General features: G+C 46.1%; 22 protein-coding genes. 16 read left to right on the top strand and 6 right to left on the bottom strand.

All coding sequences use genetic code 11. The features are described from left to right. Nucleotides 1-228: 228 nt before the first annotated feature. From ACLROL_RS10480 to ACLROL_RS10495, 4 genes are all read left to right on the top strand, one after another. Complete coding sequence (locus ACLROL_RS10480) at nucleotides 229-1,791, top strand: chloride channel protein (protein WP_413067792.1); 1,563 nt, start codon at nucleotides 229-231, stop codon at nucleotides 1,789-1,791. A 14-nt stretch (nucleotides 1,792-1,805) separates the two neighbouring features. Continuing rightward, nucleotides 1,806-3,149: an MATE family efflux transporter gene (locus ACLROL_RS10485; RefSeq protein ID WP_413067793.1), complete on the top strand. Its 1,344-nt coding sequence runs from the start codon at nucleotides 1,806-1,808 to the stop codon at nucleotides 3,147-3,149. A 136-nt stretch (nucleotides 3,150-3,285) separates the two neighbouring features. Beyond that, the gene (locus ACLROL_RS10490) at nucleotides 3,286-3,753 is read left to right on the top strand and encodes an NfeD family protein (protein ID WP_246599064.1); all 468 of its coding nucleotides are present in this window, start codon (nucleotides 3,286-3,288) and stop codon (nucleotides 3,751-3,753) included. Beyond that, nucleotides 3,754-4,689: an SPFH domain-containing protein gene (locus ACLROL_RS10495; protein ID WP_221919289.1), complete on the top strand. Its 936-nt coding sequence runs from the start codon at nucleotides 3,754-3,756 to the stop codon at nucleotides 4,687-4,689. A gap of 80 nt (nucleotides 4,690-4,769) precedes the next feature. Here the strand turns inward: ACLROL_RS10495 and ACLROL_RS10500 are convergent, their stop codons facing one another. Continuing rightward, nucleotides 4,770-5,900: a DUF362 domain-containing protein gene (locus ACLROL_RS10500; RefSeq protein WP_413067794.1), complete on the bottom strand. Its 1,131-nt coding sequence runs from the start codon at nucleotides 5,898-5,900 to the stop codon at nucleotides 4,770-4,772. Nucleotides 5,901-5,941: 41 nt separating this feature from the next. After that, nucleotides 5,942-6,442, bottom strand: coding sequence for a GNAT family N-acetyltransferase (locus tag ACLROL_RS10505; protein ID WP_413067795.1), 501 nt, complete (start codon nucleotides 6,440-6,442; stop codon nucleotides 5,942-5,944). A 95-nt stretch (nucleotides 6,443-6,537) separates the two neighbouring features. Here ACLROL_RS10505 and ACLROL_RS10510 point away from each other — a divergent pair, with 95 nt between their 5' ends. The 3 genes from ACLROL_RS10510 to htpG all read left to right on the top strand — a co-directional run bounded on the left by ACLROL_RS10510 (nucleotide 6,538) and on the right by htpG (nucleotide 13,106). After that, nucleotides 6,538-7,242 (top strand): ABC transporter ATP-binding protein, encoded by a 705-nt coding sequence (locus ACLROL_RS10510; protein ID WP_221919286.1) that lies wholly within the window; start codon nucleotides 6,538-6,540, stop codon nucleotides 7,240-7,242. Nucleotides 7,243-7,255: 13 nt separating this feature from the next. Further along, nucleotides 7,256-10,942, top strand: a complete 3,687-nt coding sequence (locus ACLROL_RS10515) for an FtsX-like permease family protein (RefSeq protein WP_413067796.1) — start codon at nucleotides 7,256-7,258, stop codon at nucleotides 10,940-10,942. Nucleotides 10,943-11,060: 118 nt separating this feature from the next. Next, complete coding sequence (htpG, locus tag ACLROL_RS10520) at nucleotides 11,061-13,106, top strand: molecular chaperone HtpG (RefSeq protein WP_087211045.1); 2,046 nt, start codon at nucleotides 11,061-11,063, stop codon at nucleotides 13,104-13,106. 93 nt (nucleotides 13,107-13,199) lie between these two features. Here the strand turns inward: htpG and ACLROL_RS10525 are convergent, their stop codons facing one another. From ACLROL_RS10525 to ACLROL_RS10535, 3 genes are read right to left on the bottom strand one after another with little or no spacing between them, the layout of a single operon-like run. After that, on the bottom strand, nucleotides 13,200-13,691 hold the full coding sequence (locus tag ACLROL_RS10525; RefSeq protein ID WP_087200960.1) for a DUF5721 family protein: 492 nt from the start codon (nucleotides 13,689-13,691) through the stop codon (nucleotides 13,200-13,202). A 43-nt stretch (nucleotides 13,692-13,734) separates the two neighbouring features. Beyond that, nucleotides 13,735-14,322: a TlpA family protein disulfide reductase gene (locus tag ACLROL_RS10530; protein ID WP_413067797.1), complete on the bottom strand. Its 588-nt coding sequence runs from the start codon at nucleotides 14,320-14,322 to the stop codon at nucleotides 13,735-13,737. A gap of 12 nt (nucleotides 14,323-14,334) precedes the next feature. Next, complete coding sequence (locus tag ACLROL_RS10535) at nucleotides 14,335-15,012, bottom strand: cytochrome c biogenesis CcdA family protein (protein ID WP_413067798.1); 678 nt, start codon at nucleotides 15,010-15,012, stop codon at nucleotides 14,335-14,337. 152 nt (nucleotides 15,013-15,164) lie between these two features. Here ACLROL_RS10535 and ACLROL_RS10540 point away from each other — a divergent pair, with 152 nt between their 5' ends. The 9 genes from ACLROL_RS10540 (at nucleotide 15,165) to ACLROL_RS10580 (ending at nucleotide 24,477) form a co-directional block, all read left to right on the top strand. Beyond that, complete coding sequence (locus tag ACLROL_RS10540; RefSeq protein WP_413067799.1) at nucleotides 15,165-16,457, top strand: M18 family aminopeptidase; 1,293 nt, start codon at nucleotides 15,165-15,167, stop codon at nucleotides 16,455-16,457. 4 nt (nucleotides 16,458-16,461) lie between these two features. Beyond that, a complete protein-coding gene (locus ACLROL_RS10545; protein ID WP_087200952.1) occupies nucleotides 16,462-17,316 on the top strand; it encodes a pseudouridine synthase in 855 nt (284 codons plus the stop codon). Then, a complete protein-coding gene (gene ligA, locus ACLROL_RS10550) occupies nucleotides 17,259-19,241 on the top strand; it encodes an NAD-dependent DNA ligase LigA (protein WP_246599062.1) in 1,983 nt (660 codons plus the stop codon). Before ACLROL_RS10545 ends, ligA begins: the two co-directional genes overlap by 58 nt. Before the next feature lie 2 nt (nucleotides 19,242-19,243). After that, nucleotides 19,244-19,930 carry a Crp/Fnr family transcriptional regulator gene (locus ACLROL_RS10555; protein WP_087200950.1) on the top strand — a complete coding sequence of 229 codons (687 nt, stop codon included), beginning with the start codon at nucleotides 19,244-19,246 and terminating at the stop codon, nucleotides 19,928-19,930. Nucleotides 19,931-20,025: 95 nt separating this feature from the next. Beyond that, complete coding sequence (gene trxA, locus ACLROL_RS10560) at nucleotides 20,026-20,340, top strand: thioredoxin (protein WP_087200948.1); 315 nt, start codon at nucleotides 20,026-20,028, stop codon at nucleotides 20,338-20,340. Between the two features lie 114 nt (nucleotides 20,341-20,454). Beyond that, on the top strand, nucleotides 20,455-21,903 hold the full coding sequence (clpX, locus tag ACLROL_RS10565; RefSeq protein ID WP_087201085.1) for an ATP-dependent Clp protease ATP-binding subunit ClpX: 1,449 nt from the start codon (nucleotides 20,455-20,457) through the stop codon (nucleotides 21,901-21,903). Nucleotides 21,904-21,948: 45 nt separating this feature from the next. Next, nucleotides 21,949-23,643 carry a S8 family peptidase gene (locus ACLROL_RS10570; RefSeq protein WP_246599061.1) on the top strand — a complete coding sequence of 565 codons (1,695 nt, stop codon included), beginning with the start codon at nucleotides 21,949-21,951 and terminating at the stop codon, nucleotides 23,641-23,643. A 19-nt stretch (nucleotides 23,644-23,662) separates the two neighbouring features. Beyond that, nucleotides 23,663-23,950 carry a hypothetical protein gene (locus tag ACLROL_RS10575; protein WP_087200944.1) on the top strand — a complete coding sequence of 96 codons (288 nt, stop codon included), beginning with the start codon at nucleotides 23,663-23,665 and terminating at the stop codon, nucleotides 23,948-23,950. 5 nt (nucleotides 23,951-23,955) lie between these two features. After that, nucleotides 23,956-24,477 carry a signal peptidase II gene (locus ACLROL_RS10580; protein ID WP_087200942.1) on the top strand — a complete coding sequence of 174 codons (522 nt, stop codon included), beginning with the start codon at nucleotides 23,956-23,958 and terminating at the stop codon, nucleotides 24,475-24,477. On the opposite strand, the gene ACLROL_RS10585 is transcribed toward ACLROL_RS10580, so the two are convergent. Further along, the gene (locus ACLROL_RS10585) at nucleotides 24,455-25,390 is read right to left on the bottom strand and encodes a D-2-hydroxyacid dehydrogenase (protein WP_087200940.1); all 936 of its coding nucleotides are present in this window, start codon (nucleotides 25,388-25,390) and stop codon (nucleotides 24,455-24,457) included. The two genes, ACLROL_RS10580 and ACLROL_RS10585, sit on opposite strands and share 23 nt — an antisense overlap. Nucleotides 25,391-25,563 lie beyond the last annotated feature (173 nt).

The following is a 25,563-nucleotide window of genomic DNA, read 5'->3' on the forward strand; positions in this document are numbered from 1 at the left end:
TAGAGCGCTACGTTCGGGACGTAGAGGCCGCAGGTTCGAATCCTGTCACTCCGATATTTGTGAAAACCACAAAGTCCTAAAAAATGGACTTTGTGGTTTTTTTGTGCGCTTCGGACATTTTGGGCTGAAAGTGACCGAATCACATGGTTTGAAGTGTGTTGACTCTTGTACATAGACAGTATGATGATATAATGAAACATAGGAAACAGAAGACAGGTGGTATAGATAATGAAAAAACATAACACATCAGAGACAATAAAACGTGCGTCGGATTTTCCGCTCATCATGATCGGCGAAGGACTTCTGGTAGGGATTTTCGCGGGCTTTCTCGTTCTTTTGTATCGCATTAGCTTGACCTATGCGTCCGGATGGATGAATCAGATCCTTTCTTATGCCAAAGGGCATCCTTTCCGGATAGCCGGATGGTTTGTAGTCCTTTTCTGCATGGCCGTGATTGTAGGATTTCTCGTAAAATGGGAGCCGATGATATCCGGAAGCGGGATACCTCAGCTGGAGGGAGAGATGACCGGAAAACTCACTCAGAAATGGTACAAGATCATTCCGGCCAAGTTTGTGGGTGGTTTCCTCTGTCTGCAGGCGGGGCTTGCCCTAGGGAGAGAAGGTCCGTCTATCCAGCTTGGGGCTATGATGGGAAAAGGAATTTCGCGATTTTTGAAACGCGGGAAGACGGAGGAGAAGTTTCTTCTCACGTGCGGTGCCAGCGCAGGGATGGCGGCCGCTTTTCAGGCGCCATTGGCAGGTGTGATGTTTGCGATGGAAGAAATCCACAAAAATTTTTCGGCGGCAGTGTTTATCTCCGCCATGACGGCTTCTGTAGCGGCGGATTATATCACGTCCCAGGCCCTTGGAATGAAGCCGGTATTTGAATTTGAGATCGCCACGAATTTGCCGCAGAAATATTATATTTTCCTGATCGCTCTCGGGATTATCCTTGGCGTGATGGGAGTGTTTTACAACTGGTTTACATTGAAAGTACAGGGTATTTATAAAAAAATCCCATTTCCGGGTACGATATCTAAGGTTATGGTGCCGTTTGGGATAGCAGGTATCCTGGGATTTACTGTGCCGGAGATTCTTGGGAACGGACACAGTCTGATCGATCAGATGACTCATGAGAAGATGGTGTTTGGAACATTGCTGATGCTTTTTATATTGAGGTTTTTGTTCTCTGCAGTCAGTTTCGGAGCAGGAGTTCCTGGAGGTATTTTCTTTCCGATGCTTGTGTTGGGGGCATTTGTGGGATGCATTTTCGGTTATGTCTGTACAGATTTGTTTGGAATTCCGGAAATCTTCATCAACAATTTTGTCCTTCTGTCTATGGCCGGTTATTTCACAGCGGTTGTCCGTGCGCCGATGACAGGAATCATTCTGATCTTTGAGCTGACAGGATCCCTAAGCCAGATGCTGTCTCTTTCTGTTGTCACGATTGTATCGTATCTTACGGCTATGCTTCTGAAATCGGAACCGATCTACGAGAGTCTTCTGGAGCGGATTTTAGAGGGGATGCACGTGGAAACAGAGAAAGACGGCGGAGAGAAAGTGCTGGATTACTATGCAGTGACGGAGGATTCCGCCGTTTCCGGAAAACAGATCCGGGACATCCTGTGGCCAGAACACTGCCTGTTGGTGGCGGTAAAGCGAGGCGAGAAGGAGCTGATCCCGAAGGGCCGGACACGGATCATGACCGGGGACATTATCATTACGATGACAGATGAGGAGCACAATGGCGATGTGTACGACAAGATGCGCAGACTGTGCAGAAAAGAATAAAAGAGGCGAAAAATGTGGAAAATATAAATGATTTCAGTAAAGGAAGCGTAGCAAAAAATATCATGAATCTGGCGGTGCCCATGACGGTGGCCCAGCTGGTCAATGTCCTTTACAATGTGGTAGACCGTATCTATATCGGGCATATTCCCCATGCTTCCACGGAAGCGCTTACCGGAATCGGGCTGGCACTTCCTGTTATTACGATGATCACAGCGTTTGCCAACCTGTTCGGGATGGGAGGTGCTCCGCTGTGTTCCATCGCAAGAGGAGCCGGGGATACGGTAAGGGCGGAGAAGATCATGGGGAATGCTTTTACAATGCTTTTGGTTTCCGGTGGTATCCTGATGGCAGTTTCTTACCTGTTTAAGGAGCCGATGCTTTATCTTTTCGGTGCCAGTGATGTGACCTATCCGTATGCCAATGCTTATCTGTCTGTTTACCTGGCGGGGACTTTGTTCGTCATGGTAAGCCTCGGGATGAACAACTTTATCAATTCTCAGGGATTTGGCAAGATGGGTATGCTTACCGTCCTGGTGGGGGCAGTATTGAATCTTGTCTTGGATCCACTTTTCATTTTCGTGCTCCACATGGGTGTACAGGGGGCGGCTGTCGCCACTATCATATCCCAGGGAGTATCAGCATTATATGTGCTGGGATTTCTGAGAGGAAGAAGGGCGATTTTCCGACTGAATAAAAAAGCCATGAGGCCGGACGGGAAATTGATCAGGGAGATTACCGGGCTGGGTCTTTCCGGCTTTGTGATGTCGGTAACAAATGGAGCTGTTCAGATCGTGTGCAATGCCATGCTGTCACGGTACGGAGGAGATCTGTATGTGGGAGTGATGACTGTTATCAACTCTGTTCGGGAGATTATCACGATGCCAGTCAATGGTCTGACAAACGGAGCACAGCCGGTTATTGGATTTAATTACGGGGCTGGAGAGACAAAACGGGTCAAAAAAGCCATCCGCTTCATGGGAATCAGCTGTGTCATTTTTACGTGCATCATCTGGGCAGCCCTTTTCTTCTTTCCTCAGGTTTTTATTCATCTTTTTAATAATGAGCCGGAGCTTTTGAAGGCAGGTGTACCTGCTTTCCGGATCTATTTCTTCGGAATTTTTCTGATGGCGCTGCAGTTTGCAGGGCAGTCTGCGTTTGTGGCACTTGGAAAGTCCAGGCAGGCAGTATTTTTCTCTCTGCTTCGAAAAGCGATCATTGTGATCCCGCTTACACTCTTCCTTCCAATGGTTGGAAATCTTGGCGTCAATGGAGTGTTTCTGGCCGAACCGATATCGAATCTGATCGGTGGAGCGGCATGCTTTGCGACGATGATAATCACGGTATACAGAAAATTGTAAATAGAAAGATATATTATTAAAAACAGTGTCAAGACATAGTATTCTGCTTGCAAAATAAAAAGAAAGAGTGTAAACTGAAAATAAAGAAGTTTATGGTGCAAAATTCAGAAAAGAATCATGCTATGGAGGGAAGAGGATGGAAATTTTATCAAATCTGACACCGGAGACAATGCGCATTGTATGGCTTGCATTGTTTGTAGTACTGATGATCATTGAGATCGCCACAGTCGGACTTACGACAATCTGGTTTGCGGCGGGGTCTGCAGCTGCTTTTGGTCTTACCTTTACGGGGCTTTCGGTGGGCTGGCAGATCGGAGGATTTCTTGTGATTTCGATCGTCCTTCTTGTGTTCACAAGACCATGGGCGTTGAAATACGTCAATAAAAAGACGGAAAAAACCAACTATGAAAGTGCCATAGGACAGACAGTCCGTGTCACAGCTAGGATCAGCAATGCCGGACAGACAGGGAAGGTAATGCTTGGCGGACAGGAGTGGACGGCCAGATCCGCAGACAATCAAAAAGAGATAGAGGAGGGAAAGAATGCCGTTGTGGAAGCGGTAGAAGGCGTAAAGCTGATCGTAAGGGAAAAGGAGGAAAAGTAAATGTTGGCAATGAAAATTTTAGGGATTATCGTGCTGGTTCTTATTGTTCTGATTCTGATTTCCTGTGTGAAGATCGTTCATCAGGCGCAGGCGATCGTCATCGAAAGGCTCGGTGCATATCAGGCGACCTGGGGAGTTGGGATCCATTTTAAGCTTCCGATCATCGAGCGGGTGGCAAGACGCATCGACTTGAAAGAACAGGTAGTAGATTTTGAACCCCAGGCGGTTATCACGAAAGACAATGTTACGATGCAGATTGACACCGTTGTATTCTATCAGATCACAGATCCGAAACTTTTCTGTTATGGAGTGGCAAATCCGATCATGGCCATCGAGAATCTTACAGCCACGACACTTCGGAATATCATAGGTGATCTGGAGCTGGATCAGACGCTTACATCCCGCGAAACGATCAACACAAAGATGAGATCAGAGCTTGATCTGGCCACCGATCCGTGGGGGATCAAAGTCAATCGTGTGGAACTGAAGAATATCATTCCGCCTTCTGCGATCCGGGATGCCATGGAAAAACAGATGAAGGCAGAGCGTGAGAGGAGAGAGGCGATCCTTCGAGCGGAAGGTGAAAAGAAATCCACGATCCTTGTGGCAGAAGGGCACAAAGAATCTGCCATTCTGGACGCAGAGGCAGAGAAACAGGCAGCTATCTTGAGAGCCGAAGCGGAAAAAGAAAAGATGATAAAAGAGGCAGAAGGAGAGGCGGAGGCCATCCTGAAAGTCCAGAAGGCCAATGCAGACGGACTTCGTTTCCTCAGGGAAGCAGGTGCAGACGAAGCGGTGCTTACACTGAAGAGTCTGGAAGCTTTTGAGAAAGCTGCAGATGGCAAGGCTACAAAGATCATCATTCCGTCCGAGATCCAGGGAATTGCGGGGCTTGTAAAATCGCTGGCTGAGGTAGGACAAAACGAGACAAACTGATATTTGATCATAAAATGAAAAAATCGATGCACTTGTGCAGACGTCAGTCTGCGGCAGGTGCATCGATTTTTGTCTGATATCTAGATTGTGATCAGTTCGTACTGGCGTGTGCCAAGACCGATCTTTTCCGCATGCTCCAGGCAGTATTCCCAGCCGGAGTCCGGAGTTGTATTCACGAAATGGTCATGGTGGTCACAGAATCCCTCTTCATGCATACGGTCATCAAGGAGACTTCCAGGCATCGGCTTTTGGGCATTGCATGCATCCACACAGGCCTGATCGAGAGCAACCGGATCAAAACTTGCAAACATTCCGATATCCGGGAGGATCGGCACGTCATTTTCTCCGTGACAGTCACAGTACGGAGAGATGTCGATGACAAGATTGATGTGGAAGTTCGGGCGGCCGTCCAAAACTGCTTTGGAGTATTCGGCGATTTTCATATCCAGCTCTTTGACAGCGGAAGAGTTTTCGTTGTAGATGGCGTCAAAGTTGCAGGACCCAAGGCAGCGCCCGCATCCTACACATTTTGTGTGGTCAATGGATGCCTTGCGGTGCTCGTCAAAGGAGATGGCTCCGTGAGCACAGTTTTTGGAACAGGTCCGGCATCCTACGCAGCGTTCCTGATCGACCGTTGGTTTTCCGCTGTTGTGCATTTCCATTTTCCCGGCCCGGGAACCGCATCCCATTCCGATATTTTTCAGAGCCCCTCCAAATCCGGTGGCCTCATGACCTTTGAAATGATTCAAAGAGATGAAAATATCGGCGTCCATGATGGCAGTACCAATCTTTGCTTCCGTGACGAGTTCGCCGTCTTTGACAGGTACGTAAGTCTCGTCGGTTCCTTTCAGACCATCGCCGATAATGATCTGACATCCTGTGGAAAACGGGCTGAAACCATTTTCCAGAGCACTTTCCAGATGTTCCAGAGCGTCTTTTCTGCGTCCGACATAGAGGGTATTGCAGTCCGTGAGAAATGGTTTTCCGCCAAGTTCTTTTACAACATCCGCTACGGCCTTGGCCCAGTTTGGCCTTAGGAAGGAAAGATTTCCCGGTTCTCCAAAGTGAATCTTGATAGCTGTCATCTTTTTGTCAAAGTCAATGTCGCCGATTCCTGCGCGGCGGATGAGTTTCTTTAATTTTTCCGGAAGGCTTGTGCCCGGAAGGGCGCGGAGATCCGAAAAGTATACCTTTGATTTCTGTGTTTCCATATATATCTCCCTTTCTGAATGATGTTTGGATCAATCGTCTCTTAGTCCACAGTGAGCTCCAAAATATAATCGTCCATGACGAAGCCATTTCCGATATCTGTAACTTCTGAACGGACATTTTCGAATCCGAGATGACGGTATACGGCCAGCGTGTTTTCGTTATTTTTATTGCACGTTAGCCAGATTTTTTTCCATCCGCGTTTACGGCACATCTCTTTTAGGAATGCAGCCGCCTGGGAGGCAAGACCCTGTCCGCGGTAGTCCTTGTGAAGATAAAGCTTGCTCAGAAATACGCAATTTTCTTCCGGATGGATGCCCATATACCCTGCAAAAACTCCGTCTGAAAAAATCTGATAGTATTCATAGCCGTCTTTTACCTGATCTTTTAGAGCTGGGTAAGACTGAAATTTGCCGACCATGTAATTGACTTGCTCAAGACCGATGATGGGCACAAAATGTTCGTGCCAGATTTCATTTGCAAGTGCTGCAATCCTGTCCAGAGCGACGTCAGTCTTTGCATGTTCAATCGAAAATGTTCCCATAAAAATTCCTCCTTCAAGGCTGTTTTTTCAACCCCTTATCTGTTATTATAAATATAAGAAGAAATTACTGCAAGACAAAAGTTGAGGTGTGGCTTATGGAAAGCTTTGTGACATTAAAGGATGTTCGAAAGATTTACAAGATGGGGGAAGTGGAGATACGAGCCGCAGACGGAATCGACTTTGAGATAGAAAAAGGAGAGTTCGCAGTCGTTGTAGGACCAAGCGGCGCTGGAAAAACGACGGTTTTGAACATTCTTGGCGGGATGGATACGGCTACGAGCGGACAAGTGCTGATTGATGGCGAGGATATTACAAAATATAAACCTAAACAGCTGATCGGGTATCGGAGGGAGGATATCGGCTTTGTATTTCAGTTCTATAACCTGATACCAAATCTTACGGCGCTTGAAAATGTAGAACTGGCATTGCAGATTTGCAAGGAGCCGCTGGATGCAGAGACAGTTCTCCGCGAAGTCGGTTTGGAAAAGAGGATGAAAAATTTTCCGGCCCAGCTTTCAGGAGGCGAGCAGCAGAGAGTTTCCATTGCCAGAGCCCTTGCCAAGAATCCTAAGCTTTTGTTGTGTGATGAGCCTACAGGAGCTCTTGACTATAACACTGGGAAAGCGATTTTGAAGCTTTTGCAGGATACGTGTCGTGAAAAAGGGATGACGGTTATTTTGATCACGCACAATTCGGCCATCGCGCCGATGGCGGATCGTGTCATACATATCAAGAATGGAAAAGTATCGAAGATCATCCAAAATGATCATCCGGTGCCGGTTGAGACGATAGAGTGGTAATGGTGGTGACGATATGAAGAAGAAGGCATTGAGAAAAGAGTTTTGGATGGCAGTCCGGAAAAGCAAAGGCCGCTTTTTCTCCATTTTCTTTATCGTGGCGCTAGGCGTGGCGTTCTTTTCCGGGATACGGTCATCAGAGCCGGATATGCGTATCTCGGGAGATACGTATTACGATGAGACAAACATGATGGATCTGAAAGTGCAGGGTACCATGGGACTTACCGAAGATGATATCACGGCACTTTCAAAGGTCGAAGGAGTGGAGCGGGTCGAAGGGGGATACAGTGTCGATGCCGTCACAAAAATTGGCCAAAATGAAAAAGTCGTACATATTCAGTCGGATCTTCCAACCATCAACGACATTTCTGTGTCCAAGGGCCGGATGCCGGAAACGGTTGATGAGATCCTTCTGGATGAGGATTTCATGGAGTCATCCGGGTATCAGATTGGGGATAAGATCCGTTTTTCTTCTGGTACAGCAGATGAGATCACGGACAGCCTTGCCTCGGAGGAATATGAAATCGTCGGCGCCGGAAGCAGTTCCTGTTATATTTCATTTGAGAGGGGCAGTTCTTTGATCGGAAATGGAGAAATTGCCGGATTTGCAGTTGTCCTTCCGGATGCATTTTCCATGGATGTGTACACGGAAGCATATCTGTTGGTAGAGGGAGCCAGGGAGGAGACTGCTTATACCGACGGTTACGACGAGCGAGTCAAAGAAGTAAAAGAACGTGTGGAAGATATCGCGGATGCCCGATGCGAGGAAAGACTTTCACAGATTCGGGAAGAGGCAGACATCGAAATTTCAGATTCAGAGCAGGAGCTTCAGGAAGCCAGAGAAGAGGCTGACAGACAGCTCGCTGAAGCAGGACAGAAAATCTCGGACAGCGAAAAAAAGCTTTCAGATGGCAGACAACAGGTTGTAGACGGGCAGGAGGCGCTGGCATCTGGAAAGGAAGAGATCGACAGCCGAAAAGGGACACTTCAGGAAGCAAAAGATCAGTATGAGTCAGGTATGAGGGAGCTGCAGACAGGGAAAGATGAGCTGGACGCCCAAAGGAAAAGCTTTCAAGCCAAACGGGACGCCGCTTACGACGAGTTTGACCGACAGGAGGCCATACTAAAAGAAAATGAGGAGAAACTTGCCCAGACGTCAGAACTGATTGAAAGCGGAGAAGCGGAGATTGCAAAACAGGAGCCAAAACTGGAAGAAGCAAGAAAATCCCTGGAAGAAGGCAAAGAAAAACTGAATGCGGCAAAGGAGATTTTCCTTAAGGAGAAAGAAAAAGCGGAAGCAGAAATAGCGGAAAAAGAGCAGGAAATTCAGGAAGGTCAGGAGAAGCTCGATGAGTTTTCCAGACAGATCGAAGAAATGGAACGGCAGATTGAGGAAAATCCGGATCTTTCAGATATATTGACACCGGTTCTTGAGGATTTGAAGAAACAGTGGAAAGAAGGAGATGAAAAACTTCAGGACGCAAGGCAGCAGATAGAAGAGGCAAAAACTCAGTTAAAAGAGAAAGAAGAGGAGCTGAATATCCAGGAAGCAAAGCTTGCAGAGATGGAAAAAACTTTGGAGTCATCAGAGCGGATGCTTGCCGAAAAAAAAGAACAGCTTGCAGATGCAAAAGTACAGTATCAAGCGGGAATAGAAAAGCTGAATGCCGGAAAGCAGGCGTTATTGGATGCAAAAGAAGAGGCAGAGAAGGGATTTGCCATGGGGGAAGCCCAGATCCAGGAAGCTGAAGCCAAGCTTCAGTCTGCCGAGACACAGCTTATGGATGCGGAAAATCAGATCATTTCAGGCGAAAAGCTCCTTTCAGAAGCAGAAAACCTTCTTGTTGAAAAAGAAAACCAGTTGAGTGAGGCACAGCAGGCGATCCTCTCCGGAGAAAAAGAATTGGCGGAAGGAAAAGAAGAGTACGAAAAGCAAAAGAGAGAAGCTGAAGAACAATTCAAGGAAGCGGAGCAAAAGATTGCGGATGCCAGGGCTGAGTTGGACGAGATCGGCCTGCCGACATGGTATGTAAGAGATCGGGATATCCTTACCGAGTATACAAGCTACGGAGAGAATGCAGACCGAATGCGGGCTATCGGAGAAGTATTTCCGGAACTTTTTTTCCTCGTGGCGGCACTCATAAGTTTGACGACGATGACCCGTATGGTTGAGGAGGAACGAGGGCAGATCGGGACTTTGAAGGCGCTTGGCTATGGAAAGAAATCCATTGCGGGAAAATATTTGCTCTATGCATTGCTTGCTACACTGGGAGGCAGTGTCCTCGGTGTGCTTGTAGGCGAGAAAGCACTGCCGTACATCATCATTTATTCTTACCGGATCATGTACACACATCTTCCGCATATCGTGATCCCATATCAGTGGAGTTATGCTGCTATGGCGACGGCAGCCGCGCTGGCATGCACATTGCTTGCCACGCTGTATGCATGCTACAAAGCGCTTGCAGCACAGCCGGCAGAATTGATGCGGCCGCCTTCTCCAAAAGAAGGAAAACGGATCCTTCTGGAGAGGATTGGATTTATATGGAAGCATTTGAGTTTTATCTGGAAATCCACTATTCGCAATCTGTTCCGATATAAGAAACGGCTATTCATGACCCTGGCAGGAATCGGGGGATGTATGGCACTGATGGTAGTCGGTTTTGGATTAAAAGATTCTATCATGTGCATCGGAACGCTCCAGTATCAGGAGCTTCAGGTGTATGACGGTATGGTTTATCTCAGCGATACAATAACAGATCAGGAAAAAGCAGATACGAAGGAACTGCTTTCGGATATGAAAAACGTAGATGGATATGCAGAAGCGGATATGAGGCGTGTCCAGGTATCAGCCAATGATCAGGGAGATGCAGAAAGTGTTTATCAATGCATTGTAAGAGATAAAGATGACATCAGCCGGTTCCTTGTATTTCGTGACAGAAAGAGCCAGGAGACCTATGAGCTTACAGATGATGGCGTTATCCTTACTGAAAAGATGGCAAAAACATTGGATGTGAAAAAAGGCGACAAGATTTATCTGGGAGCTGAAGGAGAAGAAAAGAAGGAAGTTACTGTGACAGACATCTGTGAAAACTATATGGAACATTATGTCTACATGACAGAGAACCTTTACGAAGAAGTGTACGGAGCTGTCCCGGAGTATAACACTCTTCTTTTTGATCTGAAAGATAATTCTCAGAAGAAACTCGATCAGACTGGGGAAAAAATATTAAAGCAGGACGGCGTCATGAATGTGACCTATACAAACAGTATAGAAGATCAGCTGAATACAATGCTTAAAAGTCTGAATCTTGTCATCGTCGTGCTGATCATATCAGCTGGAATGCTTGCCTTCGTTGTTCTCTACAACTTGAATAACATCAATATCACAGAAAGAAGAAGAGAGCTGGCTACGCTGAAAGTACTGGGATTTTACGACAACGAAGTAAGTTCCTATGTCTACAGGGAAAATATCCTGCTGACCTTCCTAAGTATCCTCATTGGGATGGGACTCGGATGGATCCTGCACCGGTTTGTCATAACGACAGTGGAAGTAGATGTTGTCATGTTCGGCAGAGTCATCAACTGGCAGAGCTATCTGTACAGTGCACTCTTTACAGTGGCATTCTCACTGTTTGTAAACTGGGTAATGTACTATAAGCTGAAGAAGATCGATATGGTTGAGTCGATGAAAAGTGTTGAATAGGTTGGATTGTTAGCACTCTTTTTGAAAGAGTGCTAATTTTCTATTGACTTTTTTAAATCCCGGTATTAAGATTACTGTTAGATGTCAAAAAGTAAAAAATTTTTAAGGAGTGATAGATATGTCAGTAAAAAAAGGAAGCCTTTCCATCAGCAGTGAAAATATTTTTCCGATCATCAAAAAGTGGGTCTATTCTGATCACGATATCTTTTTCCGTGAGCTGATTTCCAACGGATGCGATGCCATCACAAAAATCAGAAAGCTGGATATGATGGGAGAATACAGTCTGGCGGCAGATTATAAACCAGAGATCCATGTACTTGTAAATCCGGAAGAAAAGACACTGAAATTTATTGATAACGGGATTGGTATGACAGCCGATGAAGTGGAAGAGTACATTACACAGATCGCATTTTCTGGAGCAACCCAGTTCCTGGAAAAGTACAAAGACAAGACGACGGAAGACGATATGATCGGACATTTCGGACTTGGATTTTACTCTGCCTTTATGGTGGCAGACGAAGTGCATATCGACACTCTGTCTTACAAAGAAGGCGCTGAGCCGGTACACTGGGTAAGCGAAGGCGGAACAGACTATGAGATGCAGACCGGGAACAAAGAAGAGATCGGAACAGAGATCACACTCTTCCTGAATGAAGACAGTCTCGCATTTGCCAATGAATACCGCGCTCGGGAAGTACTCGAAAAATACTGTTCCTTCATGCCGGTGGAAATCTATCTGGCAAAAGAAAACGCAGAAAAAGAGTATGAGACGATCGATGAAAAAGATCTGAGAGATACCGATATTGTCGTGGAACATATCCACGAAGATGCAAAGATGGAAGAACGGGAAAAGGACAACGGCGAAAAAGAAATGGTAGAAATTTCCCCGGCACAGGACAAAGTAAAGATAGAAAAACGTCCGGTTCCGATCAATGATATCCATCCGCTTTGGGCGAAACATCCGAACGAATGCAAAAAAGAGGACTATATCGAATTTTACAGAAAAGTATTCCTCGATTACAAAGAACCGTTGTTCTGGATTCACCTGAACATGGATTACCCGTTCAATCTGAAAGGAATCCTCTACTTCCCGAAGATCAACACGGAATACGACTCTATCGAAGGAACGATAAAACTGTACAACAATCAGGTATTCATCGCGGACAACATCAAAGAGATCATTCCGGAATACCTGATGCTCCTCAAAGGTGTTATCGACTGCCCGGATCTGCCGCTGAATGTGTCAAGAAGTGCACTTCAAAATGACGGCTTCGTAAACAAAGTGGCAGAATATATTTCCAAGAAAGTGGCAGATAAGCTGACTGGAATGTGTAATACAGATCTTGAGAACTATGAAAAATACTGGGATGATATCAGCCCGTTCGTCAAATTCGGATGTCTCAAAGATCAGAAATTCTGCGATAAAATGATGGACTCCATCCTCTTTAAAAATCTTGACCATAAATACCTTACGATGAAAGAACTCATCGGAGAAGCACCGGAAGAGACAGAAGAAAAGAATGAGGATACAAAAGAAGAAGCAAAAGAACCGGAAAAGAAGACAATCTATTACGTGACAGACGAACAGCAGCAGAGCCAGTACATCAACATGTTCAAAAGTCAGGGACTGGATGCAGTCATTCTCTCCCACAATATCGATTCTCCGTTCATCACACAGTTAGAACAGAGAAATCAGCATATCCACTTCCAGAGAATTGACGCAGAAGTAACAGATCAGTTCAAAGAAGAAGTGCAGGAAGACGAAAAAGAAGCCTTTGAAAAACGCTCCGGCGAAATTGCGGAAATCGTGAAAAAAGCACTCGCAAACGATAAGCTGAATGTCAAGATCGAAAAACTCAAAGACGAAAATGTGGCATCCATGATGGTACTCTCCGAAGAATCCAGAAGAATGCAGGAAATGATGAAAATGTACGGTATGACAGGTATGGATCCATCTATGTTTGGGACAGATACAACACTTGTACTGAATGCAAACCACCCACTTGTACAGTATATTGAAAACCATAAAGACGGAGAAAACACAACGATCATTTGCCAGCAGCTCTATGATCTGGCAATGCTCTCCAATAAACCGCTGAATCCGGAAGAAATGACAGCATTCATCAAACGAAGCAACGACATTATGATGATGCTCACAAAATAGCAAATTTGTTAAAGGGGGACGGGTTCCGATGAGTCGGAACCCGTCCCCCTTTGAGTAATCTGTATTTTTCGTCTTGCCCTTTCTTGTATTGTTTTACAGTATTTCTTCAAACTCCAGTCTTTTTTTCATAAAGTATTTTGGTACTAATCTGTCCCAGGCATGTTCCAAGCTTTTGTCCATGGTAAAGAGATTGAGTGATGTACCCGTAGTGCAGACAAGTTTTGTACCGTCGTATTTGAAGTTCAGATACAGTCCTTTTACATCGCCGGGACGAAGGGGAAGACCTTCTGTTTCCAGGAGTTTTCGGATATTTTCCGGGGGCAGGGAGAAGATGAGGCGGAAGTGCAGCGGTGTCTGTTTTCCTTTGATAAGAGAAAAGCAGTATTCCCGGATCTGTTTCCAGCGGATCTGCCTTTCGTCCGGGGTTTCCGCTGTGTCCCCGTAAAAGGATGGATGATAGGTTCCATCAATCTGAAACGTGCAGAAGGTCGTGATTTCTCCTTCGATAAAAGAGAAGGAGTCAAAAGCGTCCGATAAGAGGAGAGCGGACATGCATTTTTTTGTATTCATGTGATAACTGTTCATAGGAACCTCCCGAAGCAAGTATGCTATTACAGTATAGCAGAAGCTATTTGATGGATGCAAGAGCGTTGATGAGAGTCTCTTTGTCCAGCATGCCTTCTCCGTATGCTTCGATCTTCCCTTCGGAATTGATCAGATATGTTGTCGGGAATGCGCGGATGCTGTAAGCGCGGATGGCTTCCATATCCACATCGTAATAGACAGGAAAGGTAAAGCCGGTTTCCTGGATATAGGTTTTCCCGGATTCCAGCGTCTCCCCGTTCATGCCGACGGTATCTACCATCACGAACTGGACATCTGGATTTTCTTTGTGTACCTCCTCAAAATCAGGCATTTCCTGACGGCATGGAGGACAGTTGCTGTTCCAGAAGTTCAGGACGATCGGTTTGCCGAACAGATTGGAGAAGGTTACCGTATTGCCGTCTTCATCCTGCACGGTAAAATCCATGGCATCTGGAAGAGACGTGGAAGGTTTATCGGATCCGGATTCTTTTTTGCTGTCCTTTTTTTCTTCGGAGGAGGAAAGACCACCTTGTTTTTCCGTATCCTTTAAGGCTTGGTACAAAAAGACAGAAACGCCCAGGATCAGGGCAAAGACAATGATCGTGATGATCAGATTTTTATTGGATTTCATAGAAAGTCCTCCTTATGAGAGTATCGTTAACAAGTTTCCAAAAAGCCCGGTCATCATTAGAATTCCGACAAAGATCAGAAGAAATCCGGAAATGCGGTTGATAACCTGGTAGTGACGGCCGATCCAGCTGATGGCCGTGTTGAGCTGGTGGATCAGGACAGCGCTTAGGAGAAATGGGATCCCAAGACCTGCGGAATAGCACAAAAGCAAGAAGATTCCCTTAAAAACTGATCCCTGCTGGGAGGCCAGCATGAGGGCAGAACCGAGAAAGGCTCCTACACACGGAGTCCAGCCGACAGAGAAAATAATTCCGAACAGCAGGGAGGAGAAAAAACTCATTTTTTCTGACAGAAATTTCCCGTCTTTGATACCGGTCAGAAAAGACAGTTTCCAGACACCAAGAAAAGAAAGACCGAAGCAGACCACAAGAAGGCCGCTTATGACATTCACGACAATCTGGTATCGGGAAAGAAGCATGCCGATAGATCCTGCGAACGCTCCCATAAGAAGAAACATAAATGTAAATCCAAGCACAAATCCTACGGCATTGGTAAAGGCGCCAAGACGCCTTGTTTTTCCGGAAGCTGCTTCCTCTCCGGCCATGTAGGAAAGATAAATTGGAAGCATAGGAAGAAGGCACGGAGAGATAAATGTGATCAAACCCTCGAGAAATGTGACAAAGTATTGCATGCAAGTACTCCTTTCAGAATAAGTGCAAATAGTATATCGCATTTGTTAGGAAGAGTAAAGACCAGTCGTTGACTTTTGCACCCTTTCTCAGTAAGATAAAGATAGTGCTCGTCATGTTGTAAAAGAGCAGAAAGAAGATGGAGGATGATACGATGAATGAGATAGAAAGACTGCTGGCGCTTACCGAAAAGGCGGTATCACCGTTCCACACGGCAGAAGCAGTAAAAGAAATTTTGGAAGAGAAGGGATTTGCCCCTCTTTGCTGGAAAGAAGAATGGAATCTTCAAAAAGGTGGAAAATATTATATCATACACCACGGAACGACGATCTTTGCGTTTACAATAGGAGAGGATTTTGGAGGAGAGAGTATCCGCATGGCGGCAGCTCATGGGGACTTTCCGGGATTTCGCCTGAAACCATCCCCGGAGATGAAAGCGGAGGCATATCTGAAACTGAACACAGAGCCGTACGGCGGAGTAAATCTTGCAAGCTGGATGGACCGGCCGCTTTCCATTGCAGGGAGGGTTGCGGTAAAAAGTGAGGATGTTTTCCACCCGGATCTGTATCTTGTTGACTTTGAAAAACCGGTGCTCACTATCCCAAATATCGCGATCCATCTGGACCGGGATATGAATAAAGGCAGGGAACTGAACCGGCAGACGCAGATGCTGCCGCTTGCAGGCATGGCAGGACAAGAGACGACAGATGGCTATATGAAGAAGCTTCTTGCCGACAAACTTCATGTGATGCCGGAAGATATCCTGGAATATGAGCTGAATATCTACAATGCGGATACCGGAACATGCGTTGGATTTGACGGGGAATTTGTCTCCGCGCCGCGGCTCGACGATCTGACAAGTGTTCAGGCTATCATTGATGGGATCACGAAAGGGGTGCGCCGGGAAGGGCTGAATGTAAGCGTCGTATTTGATCACGAGGAAATCGGAAGCCGTACAAAACAAGGAGCGGGATCCACCCTTTTGATGCTTGTGCTGGAACGCATTTATGAAGGGCTGTCCATTCAAAGGACAAAGCTTTTACAGGGACTTTCTGAGGGAATGCTCCTCTCAGTAGATGTTGCACATGGACTGCACCCGAACTATCAGGAAAAAGCCGATCCTACGAATCATCCGGTGTTAAACGGAGGATTCTGTATCAAAGAGTCCTCTTCCCAGAGTTATGCCACAGATTGTGAGGCTGTTGGTATCGTGCAGTCCATCTGTGACCGGGAGGGAATCCCATATCAGAAGTTTGCAAACCGCTCGGATGGAACTGGAGGCGGGACGCTTGGCGCTATCGCATCCGCTATGATTCCGGTCAAAACAGTGGATATCGGCGTGCCGCTTTTGGCGATGCATTCCAGCCGGGAATTGATGGGAAGAAAAGATATGGAGGCACTTTCTGCATTTTCAGCCGCTTTTTTTACCATGGATCAGAGAGGGTAGGCCAGTGGGAAACCAGATCAGAGAACAGTTTGAAAAGCGGTCTCAAAGAGAGACAGTCAGACTGAACAAATATTTAAGTGAATCGGGCATATGTTCAAGAAGAGAGGCGGATCGCCTGATCGGCGAAGGCAAGGTAACGGTAGACGGCAAGAAGGCCGAAAGAGGGATGCAGATCCTTCCGGATCAGAAAGTGTGCGTCGATGGAAAGCCGGTCAAGCCGGAAACCAAAATGGTCGTGCTGGCAGTCAACAAGCCGGTAGGAATCGTCTGTACCGAAGAAAAAAAAGAACCAAACAATATCATCCGTTTCCTGGATTATCCGACGCGCATCACATATGTGGGAAGACTTGACAAAGATTCGGAAGGCCTGCTTCTTATGACGAACAACGGAGATATCATCAACAAAATGATGAGGGCAGGAAACTGTCATGAAAAAGAATATATAGTAAAGATCAATCAACCGGTTACAGACGACTTTTTAAGAAAAATGTCGCAAGGCGTTCAGATCCTTGACACGGTCACAAGGCCTTGCAAAACAGAAAAGATTGGGAAAGACACATTCCGAATCATATTGACCCAGGGGTTAAACCGGCAGATCCGCAGGATGTGTGAGGCCTGCGGATGTAAAGTGATCAAGCTTAAACGGATCCGCATTATGAATATCCATCTTGGAAATTTGAAACCGGGAGAATACCGGCCCCTTACGGACAGCGAATTAAACGGGCTGTACCGTATGATCGCGCATTCTTCCAATACGACCGTCATTGGCAAAGGAGAAAAAAGAACAGGAGAAAGAAATAAATGGCACAGACAGAAATCAATACACAGGATAAGAAAGAACGGATGCAGGAGCTTGTAGAACTTCTGAACCGGGCGGGACGTGCCTACTATCAGGAAGCAAGAGAAATCATGAGCAATTACGAATACGACAGACTGTATGATGAGCTCGTCTCTTTGGAGAAAGAATTGAACATGACAATGGCGCTAAGTCCGACTGTGCACGTGGGATACGAAGTCTTGAGCGAGCTTCCAAAAGAGCGCCACGAAAGACCGATGCTTTCCCTGGACAAAACAAAGGAAGTAGGGCGCCTGAAAGAGTTTTTAGGAGACCAGAAGGCACTTTTATCCTGGAAGATGGACGGACTGACCATTGTCCTTACCTACCGGGAAGGAGTCCTTTTCAAAGCAGTCACAAGAGGAAATGGAGAAATCGGAGAAGTCATTACGAACAATGCAAGAGTATTCCGGAACATCCCGCTTAAGATCGCTTACCAGGGCGAACTGATCCTGAGAGGAGAAGCAGTCATCCGGTACAAGGATTTTGAAAAAATCAATGAAGAGATCGAAGACGTGGATGCGAAATACAAAAATCCAAGGAATCTGTGCAGCGGATCTGTCCGTCAGCTGAACAATGAGATCACGGCAAAGAGAAATGTGCGATTCTATGCATTTTCCCTTGTGAGAGCGGATGGAGTGGATTTTGAAAATTCGAGAGAAAAGCAGATGGAATGGCTTTTAAGCCAAGGATTTGAGACAGTGGAATATCGCATGACGACAAGGGAGACAGTGGAAGAAGACATTGCCTGGTTTGCAGATCGTATCCAGGAAAATGAAGTTCCGTCCGACGGACTCGTACTTGTCTATGACGATATCGTATACGGGGAATCTCTTGGGGCCACGGCAAAATTTCCGCGCGATTCATTTGCCTTCAAATGGGCGGATGAGACAAAGGAGACGACGCTGACCGAAATCGAGTGGAGTCCTTCCAGGACCGGACTCATCAATCCGGTGGCGATCTTCGAACCGGTAGAACTGGAAGGGACTACTGTTTCCAGGGCAAGTGTCCACAATATCAGTATCATGGAGGAACTGGAGCTTGGAGTCGGAGACAGGATCGAGGTGTACAAAGCAAATATGATAATCCCGCAGATTGCTCAAAATCTCACAAGAAGCGGAGTAAAGGATATTCCGGAGACATGTCCTGTATGCCAGGGAAAGACACAGATCCGGCAGATCATGAACGCCAAAGCGCTCTACTGCACCAATCCTTTCTGTCAGGCAAAACAGATCAAAGCATTTACCCTGTTCGTAAGCAGGGATGCTATGAATATTGACGGCCTTTCAGAAGCAACGCTGGAAAAATTTATTGGGAAGGGCTTTATCCATGAATTTGCAGATATCTACCATATTGACCAGCATCGGGATGTCATTACGGAGATGGATGGATTTGGGGAAAAATCCTGCGCAAACCTTCTGGAAAGTATCGAAAAATCAAGGGAGACAACACTGCCAAGACTTGTCTATGCCCTTGGAATTGAAAACGTAGGGCTTGCAAACGCAAAACTCATCTGCAAAGAGCTGGACTATGACCCGCAGAAGCTTCTGGAAGCGGACGAGGAGACATTGAGTGCGATCCCGGGCATCGGGGAAGTCATCGCGAAAAACGTGACAGCTTACTTCCGGGAGGAAAAGAAGCGGCAGCAGTATCTCCATCTGTTAAAGGAAGTAAATCTGCAAAAAGAGAATATTCAGGAAGCTCAGATCTTTGAAGGTATGACCTTTGTGATCACGGGAAGTGTGGAACATTTTAAAAATCGTGGGGAAATCAAAGCTGAGATAGAAAAACGTGGTGGAAAAGCCACCGGTTCTGTGACATCCAAGACGACGTACCTGATCAACAACGATGCCAATTCCACTTCTTCCAAGAACCGAAAGGCAAAAGAGCTTGGTATTCCGATCCTTTCGGAAGAAGAATTTTTGCGTCTAATGGAAAATGAGGGATAAAAATGACTCAAAAAGAAGAAACTATGCTGGAAGACTATCTTCCGTTTTTTGAAGAGCTATCGGAGACGGACAAAGAACAGATCCGTAGCCACACACGGCTGATGCATGCAGAAAAGGGAGAGATGATTCACAAGGGGAACGAAGACTGTCTTGGGTTCCTGATTGTAAAGAAAGGACAGTTCCGCAGCTATATTATTTCGGAAGAAGGGAAAGAAATCACGGTATACCGGCTTTTTGAAAGGGATATGTGCCTTTTTGCGGCAAGCTGTATTTTCAGGAACATTGATTTTGACATCTGGATGGAAGCAAAAGAAGAATCGGATTATTGGGTTATTGATCCGGGAGTATATGGGAAATTGATGGAGACCTCTCTTCCGGTCATGAAGTATACAAACGATCTGATGGCTTCTCGGTTTTCCGATGTGATGTGGACAATGGAACAGATTTTGAGCAAAAGTATGGATAAAAGGCTGGCGGCATTTCTGATGGAAGAAGCGGAAAATGAAGGAGCCGAGGAAATCACATTGACCCATGAGATGGCAGCAAGAGAACTAGGGACAGCAAGAGAGGTTATTTCACGGATGATGAAATACTTCCAGCAGGAAGGATTTGTGGCAGCTTCCAGAGGGAAAGTGCGGATTCTCGATAAGAACGCGCTGTATGAACTGGCCGAGGGAAGTCTGCGGTAAAACCGGGTTTGTGACTTTGTTACGGAAAGTGTTCTGGGATAGAGTATAATAGATGTAACGATATTAAAAGAAAATTGATACAGGAGGAATATGATATGTCAGAAGTATTGAAAATAACAAATGAAAATTTTGAGCAGGAAGTGTTAAAATCTGAAAAACCGGTACTCATCGATTTCTGGGCAGAATGGTGCGGACCTTGCCAGACCTTTATTCCGATCCTGCATGCATATGCGGAAGGAACAGACGCAGTGAAAGTCGGAAAAGTCAATGTAGATGAAAACAGAGAACTCGCAAAACAGTTTCGAATTCTCAGCATTCCGACAGTCGTACTCTTCAAAAACGGGGAGGCAGTAAAACGCCATTCTGGAGTGATGATGGAAGCAGAACTGAAAGAGTGGGCTGAAGAATAAGAGGAAACACAGAGAAATTGCGGGGGAAAAGAGGATTTAAGAAAAAGTTTACTTGTCCGAATGCTGTATCTGGTCTATAATATCCACTATACGGGAATAGAAAGGGATATAGCTATGTCAGATGAAAAAAATACAACGATAGACGAAGAAAAGACAGATGAGCAGAAACTGGAAGAAGCAGTCAAAGGCGTTGTGGAAGATACGTCCAGAGACGACAGAGAGTATGAAAAAATATGTTCCATCTGTCATCGACCGGAGAGTGTGGCCGGGAAGATGGTAGACCTCCCGAACAATCTGCATGTCTGTCCGGAGTGTATGCAGAGAAGCTTTGACATGATGAACAATGGGCAGATCGATCTGAACCAGTTGATGCGTATTCCGGGAGTGCAGGTCCTCAATATGCAGGATCTGGAAAATATGATGCCAAAGCAGCAGAAAGTAAAGAAGAAAAAAGAAAAGACAGAGAATCAGCCGGAACTGGATCTGAACCATATTCCGGCTCCTCATAAAATCAAAGCCAAGCTGGATGAATATGTGATCGGTCAGGAATATGCAAAGAAAGTGATTTCAGTAGCTGTTTATAACCATTACAAGAGGGTAGCCACTGATACGATGGATGATATCGAGATCGATAAATCCAACATGCTGATGATCGGACCGACGGGATCTGGAAAGACCTATCTTGTCAAAACACTTGCGAGACTTCTCGATGTGCCGCTTGCCATCACGGATGCAACATCTCTTACCGAGGCGGGTTATATCGGCGACGATATCGAAAGCCTTGTGTCCAAGCTCCTGGCAGCTGCGGACAACGATGTGGAGAAGGCGGAAAGAGGGATCATATTTGTGGATGAGATCGACAAGATCGCCAAGAAAAAGAACACAAACCAGCGGGATGTAAGCGGCGAATCGGTTCAGCAGGGAATGCTGAAACTTTTGGAAGGAAGTGAAGTGGAAGTACCAGTAGGAGCAAACAGCAAGAATGCCATGGTACCTCTCACAACAGTCAATACGAAAAATATTCTTTTTATCTGCGGCGGCGCCTTCCCAGGGCTGGAACAGATCATAAAAGAGCGGCTCAATAAGCATTCTTCCATCGGCTTTATCGCTGATCTGAAGGATAAGTATGATCAGGATAAAAATCTGCTGTCAAAAGTCACGGTAGAGGATCTTCGCAATTTCGGTATGATACCGGAATTCCTTGGACGTCTTCCGGTCATCTACACATTACAGGGGCTGGATAAAGATATGCTTGTCAAGATTCTCAAAGAGCCGAAAAATGCAATTTTGAAGCAGTACCAGAAGCTGCTTGCTCTGGATGAAGTCAGACTGGAATTTGAGGAAGACGCTCTGTATGCGATTGCAGAAAAGGCAACAGAGAAAGACACAGGCGCACGAGCGCTCCGTGCCATCATTGAGGAATTCATGCTGGATATCATGTATGAAATACCAAAAGATGACAATATCGGGGAAGTGATCATTACAAGAGCATACATAGAAGGAACTGGCGGTCCGGTCATTAAACTGCGCGGGCAGGAAGTCCCAAAACTGGAAATAAATTAATTTGGAACCTCATATACTTACAAAAAGTATATGAGGTTTTTTGACATGAAAGACTGTAAAGAGGCAATCTTATCGGAGTCATACAGAGATTTTATGTTTAATTCAAGATGGATGCAGCTTTTGGACGGGCTGGATCCTAGAAGCTGGTGTCGGAAAGAAGCAGGACAGATGTATTGGAATGTTTATATCCAGGAAGAGGAGGCGGATCGTCTTCCCATCAATGATATCCCCTATTACTCGATTCCAAAATGTTTTACTCTTCTCGATCTGGGGCCGCTGAACGCGGCAGGAATTACTCCTGTACAGAGTTATCCTTCTCTGGAATTGAAAGGGCAGGGGATTTTGATGGGATTTTTGGATACCGGACTTGACTACCGCAATCCAGTGTTCCGGAATCTGGATGGCTCCACGCGCATCCTGGGAATCTGGGACCAGACGATACAGGATGGAAACCCGGAAGAGCATTTTGGGTACGGAAGTGTCTACACAAGGGAGGACATCAACCGCGCTCTGCAAAGCGAAGATCCTCTTGCCTTTGTACCGTCACAGGATACAAACGGACATGGGACTTTCACGGCAAGTGTGGCGGCCGGAAGTGCAAATGTGGAAAATCAATTCCTTGGGGCAGCGCCGGAATCAATGATCGCCATGGTCAAACTGAAGGGGGCGAAACAATACCTGAGAGATTACTATTTTATCAAAGAGGGGGCAGAAGCATTTCAGGAAAATGATATGCTGGCAGGGCTTTTTTACCTGAACAGTCTGGCGAAAAAATATGAGATGCCCTTGGTTATCTGTGTCCCGCTAGGGTGCAGTCTCGGGGGACATAATGGCACGGCCCCCATCTGTGAGGAGCTGGAAGTTTATGCCAATATGAAGAACCGTGTTGTTGTAACGGGGACAGGAAATGAGGCGGATAAACGTCATCATTATAAAGGAATGACCGGCACACAAGGGGAAGGCACGGAGGTGGAGCTCCGGGTAGGGGAAAATGTAAAAGGATTCCAGATGGAAGTGTGGACTGATATCCCAAATGTGCTGGCCGTGTCCTTAACCTCGCCGTCCGGTGAATCCATACAGAAGATTCCCATCCGCCAAAACAGCAGGAATGAGTACGAATTTTTATTTGAGCAGACGAAGATTGTGATCGATTACCGGCTGCTTGTGGAACGGACTAACTCGGAACTGATCATTGTGCGGTTTGAAAACCCTGCGCAGGGGATATGGAAGATTGGGTTGGAACCGCTCCAGAGTATTGATGGGCTTTTCCATATCTGGATGCCTGTCACGGAATTTCTCACAGGGGAAGCTTACTTTCTGAGATCCAGCCCGGATGAAACCATACTGGAACCTGGCAGCACGCCGTCGGCTATTACTGCTTCTTATTATAACTGGGAAGAAAATTCGGTTGCGATTCAGTCGGGCAGGGGATATACTAGAAATAGAATGATAAAACCCGAGTTTGCCGTTCCCGGCATGTATGTGACCGGAGCGGTGCCGGGAGGAAATTTTACGGAGCGTTCAGGCTCCAGCGCCGGAACAGCTATTGCAGGAGGAAGCGCAGCGCTGCTTCTTCAGTGGATTACGCAGAACCAGAATTCCCAGGCATCCTCCGCCCAGGTCAAAAATATCCTGATCCTGGGCACAAGAAGAAAGGAGAATACAGAATATCCAAACCGGCTTTGGGGGTTTGGGACGATGGATCTGTACCACACGTTGGAAGAAATCCGGCAGTTGTAACGAAAGGAGATAATACAGGATGAGCGATTTTTTTAGTGAACTTGGAAAAAAATTTACAGAAACAGCAGATATTGTAGGGAAAAAAACAACAGAGATTTTAGATACAGAGAAATTTAAAAGCCAGATACGAACGCTGGAGAGGGCAAACGAGAGAGACTATATCGATATTGGAAAGAAGATCTACGAAAAATTCCGGGAAAATGAGATTCAGGATATGGACTGTGTTGAACTTTGCGAAGCTATCGAAAAGAGAGAAGAATCCATTGCAGATATCCAGAAAGAAATTGCAAAGATTAAAGGAGAATAGAACAGATGAAAAAAAGGATACCGATCCTTTCCTTGTCGCTTCTGGGTCTGGATCTGTTTTTTAAATATAAAACAGAAAAAAAGCCGGATTCCCAAAAAGAAACGGCTCTTTTTGGGGAAAAGATCCTGATCAGGAAAGTGCATAACCATGGAATGGCATTTAACATTCTGGACGGAGAAGAAAAGATCGTAAAAGCGACATCCGCAGGATCCGCGGTCCTGCTTCTTCTGACAAGAATCTGGTATGGACGTTTCAAAAAAGGGTTTGGACAAAAAGCCGGTCTGGATCTGATGCTGGCAGGAGGATTAAGCAATCTTTACGATCGATTTTTCCGTGGATATGTGGTGGACTATATCGGATTTCCTTTTAAAAAGGAGAGAATCCGCAATCTGACATTTAATATCGGAGATTTTTGCCTTGCGGCCGGAGTACTCCTTTTGGGAGCCTCCGCCGCCATAGCGGCCGCCCGAAAGAGATGTGCGGCCTTATGTCCGCTGCGAAAGATCAGATTCCGAAATATTCTCTGATTTGTCCAAAGATGATTTCCATAAGTCGTGTGCGGGACTCCACAGCGGCCCAGGCGATATGTGGTGTGATCAGAAGTCTGCGGCTGTCCTTGATCCGCAGGAGCGGATTATCAGAAGCCATCGGCTCCTCACGGAGGACGTCCAGACCCGCAGCGGCAATCACACCGTTTTCCAGAGCCAAAGCCAGGTCCTCTTCCACGACAATAGGGCCACGCCCAAGATTCAGAAGGATACAGGAAGGCTTCATTTTCGCAAGAGCAGCGGCATCGATCAGATTCTCCGTGCGGTCGGTTAGAGGAGCATGGATGGAAATGATATCCGATGTGCGAAGGAGAGTGTCTAAGTCTACCTGATGATAGCCTTTTTGACAAGGGGCGTTGGATGAGGAATAGTAGACCACATCCGCGCCAAAGCAGGAAGCGATATCTGCGACACGTCTCCCGATATTTCCAAGACCGATGATGCCAAAGCGCATTTGTGACAGTTCATGGAACTGCTCACTGAAATGTGTGAAAATCCGATCATTGACGTAATGTCCGCCTTTTACATATTCATCATAATACCGGAGCTTTTCCAGGAGGAAGAACAGCATGGCAAAGGTATGCTGTGCTACAGACTCCGTAGAATACCCGGCTACATTGCGCCACGAGATTCCTCGGCTTTCCAGGTACAGTTTATCCAGATTGTTTGTTCCTGTGGCGGTCACACAGACAAGTTTCAGATGCTCAGCCTGCCCAATCGTGCGGGCGTTGATCTCTGTTTTATTCACGATCAAAACGTCCGCCTCCTTTGAGCGGACAAAAGCCTCTTCCGGAGAAGAAAAGTCATAAAGAACCACTTCGCCAAGCGATGAGAAGGCACTCAGATCAATGTCAGAGCCGATGGTTTTTGCGTCCAGAAAAACAAGTTTCATAAAGATCTCCTTTCTTTCAGAGGTAAGCCCCCTTCTTCAGACTATTATAGCTGTGGACGGAAAAGCTGACAAGAGAAAGGAAAAAAGGGTTGACATTTGTCATGAAATCAAGTTATACTCCCATCTTTGACAGTTGAAAAGAAAAATGAGTGCCACAATCCATGAAAATACTG

It is taken from the genome of Sellimonas sp. (genome assembly GCF_047234585.1).
In the GTDB taxonomy this organism is placed as follows: Bacteria; Bacillota; Clostridia; order Lachnospirales; family Lachnospiraceae; genus Sellimonas; species Sellimonas caecigallum.

Bases quoted from the DNA above. Each gene is read 5' to 3' on its own strand.
- ACLROL_RS10530 (WP_413067797.1), bottom strand. From the start codon at position 14,322: ATGAAATCCAATAAAAATCTGATCATCACGATCATTGTCTTTGCCCTG.
- ligA (WP_246599062.1), top strand. From the start codon at position 17,259: ATGGCACAGACAGAAATCAATACACAGGATAAGAAAGAACGGATGCAG.
- ACLROL_RS10555 (WP_087200950.1), top strand. From the start codon at position 19,244: ATGACTCAAAAAGAAGAAACTATGCTGGAAGACTATCTTCCGTTTTTT.
- ACLROL_RS10570 (WP_246599061.1), top strand. From the start codon at position 21,949: ATGAAAGACTGTAAAGAGGCAATCTTATCGGAGTCATACAGAGATTTT.
- ACLROL_RS10515 (WP_413067796.1), top strand. From the start codon at position 7,256: ATGAAGAAGAAGGCATTGAGAAAAGAGTTTTGGATGGCAGTCCGGAAA.
- ACLROL_RS10480 (WP_413067792.1), top strand. From the start codon at position 229: ATGAAAAAACATAACACATCAGAGACAATAAAACGTGCGTCGGATTTT.
- ACLROL_RS10505 (WP_413067795.1), bottom strand. From the start codon at position 6,442: ATGGGAACATTTTCGATTGAACATGCAAAGACTGACGTCGCTCTGGAC.
- ACLROL_RS10575 (WP_087200944.1), top strand. From the start codon at position 23,663: ATGAGCGATTTTTTTAGTGAACTTGGAAAAAAATTTACAGAAACAGCA.
- trxA (WP_087200948.1), top strand. From the start codon at position 20,026: ATGTCAGAAGTATTGAAAATAACAAATGAAAATTTTGAGCAGGAAGTG.
- ACLROL_RS10495 (WP_221919289.1), top strand. From the start codon at position 3,754: ATGTTGGCAATGAAAATTTTAGGGATTATCGTGCTGGTTCTTATTGTT.
- ACLROL_RS10540 (WP_413067799.1), top strand. From the start codon at position 15,165: ATGAATGAGATAGAAAGACTGCTGGCGCTTACCGAAAAGGCGGTATCA.
- clpX (WP_087201085.1), top strand. From the start codon at position 20,455: ATGTCAGATGAAAAAAATACAACGATAGACGAAGAAAAGACAGATGAG.
- ACLROL_RS10490 (WP_246599064.1), top strand. From the start codon at position 3,286: ATGGAAATTTTATCAAATCTGACACCGGAGACAATGCGCATTGTATGG.
- ACLROL_RS10500 (WP_413067794.1), bottom strand. From the start codon at position 5,900: ATGGAAACACAGAAATCAAAGGTATACTTTTCGGATCTCCGCGCCCTT.
- ACLROL_RS10580 (WP_087200942.1), top strand. From the start codon at position 23,956: ATGAAAAAAAGGATACCGATCCTTTCCTTGTCGCTTCTGGGTCTGGAT.
- ACLROL_RS10525 (WP_087200960.1), bottom strand. From the start codon at position 13,691: ATGAACAGTTATCACATGAATACAAAAAAATGCATGTCCGCTCTCCTC.
- ACLROL_RS10535 (WP_413067798.1), bottom strand. From the start codon at position 15,012: ATGCAATACTTTGTCACATTTCTCGAGGGTTTGATCACATTTATCTCT.
- ACLROL_RS10585 (WP_087200940.1), bottom strand. From the start codon at position 25,390: ATGAAACTTGTTTTTCTGGACGCAAAAACCATCGGCTCTGACATTGAT.
- htpG (WP_087211045.1), top strand. From the start codon at position 11,061: ATGTCAGTAAAAAAAGGAAGCCTTTCCATCAGCAGTGAAAATATTTTT.
- ACLROL_RS10510 (WP_221919286.1), top strand. From the start codon at position 6,538: ATGGAAAGCTTTGTGACATTAAAGGATGTTCGAAAGATTTACAAGATG.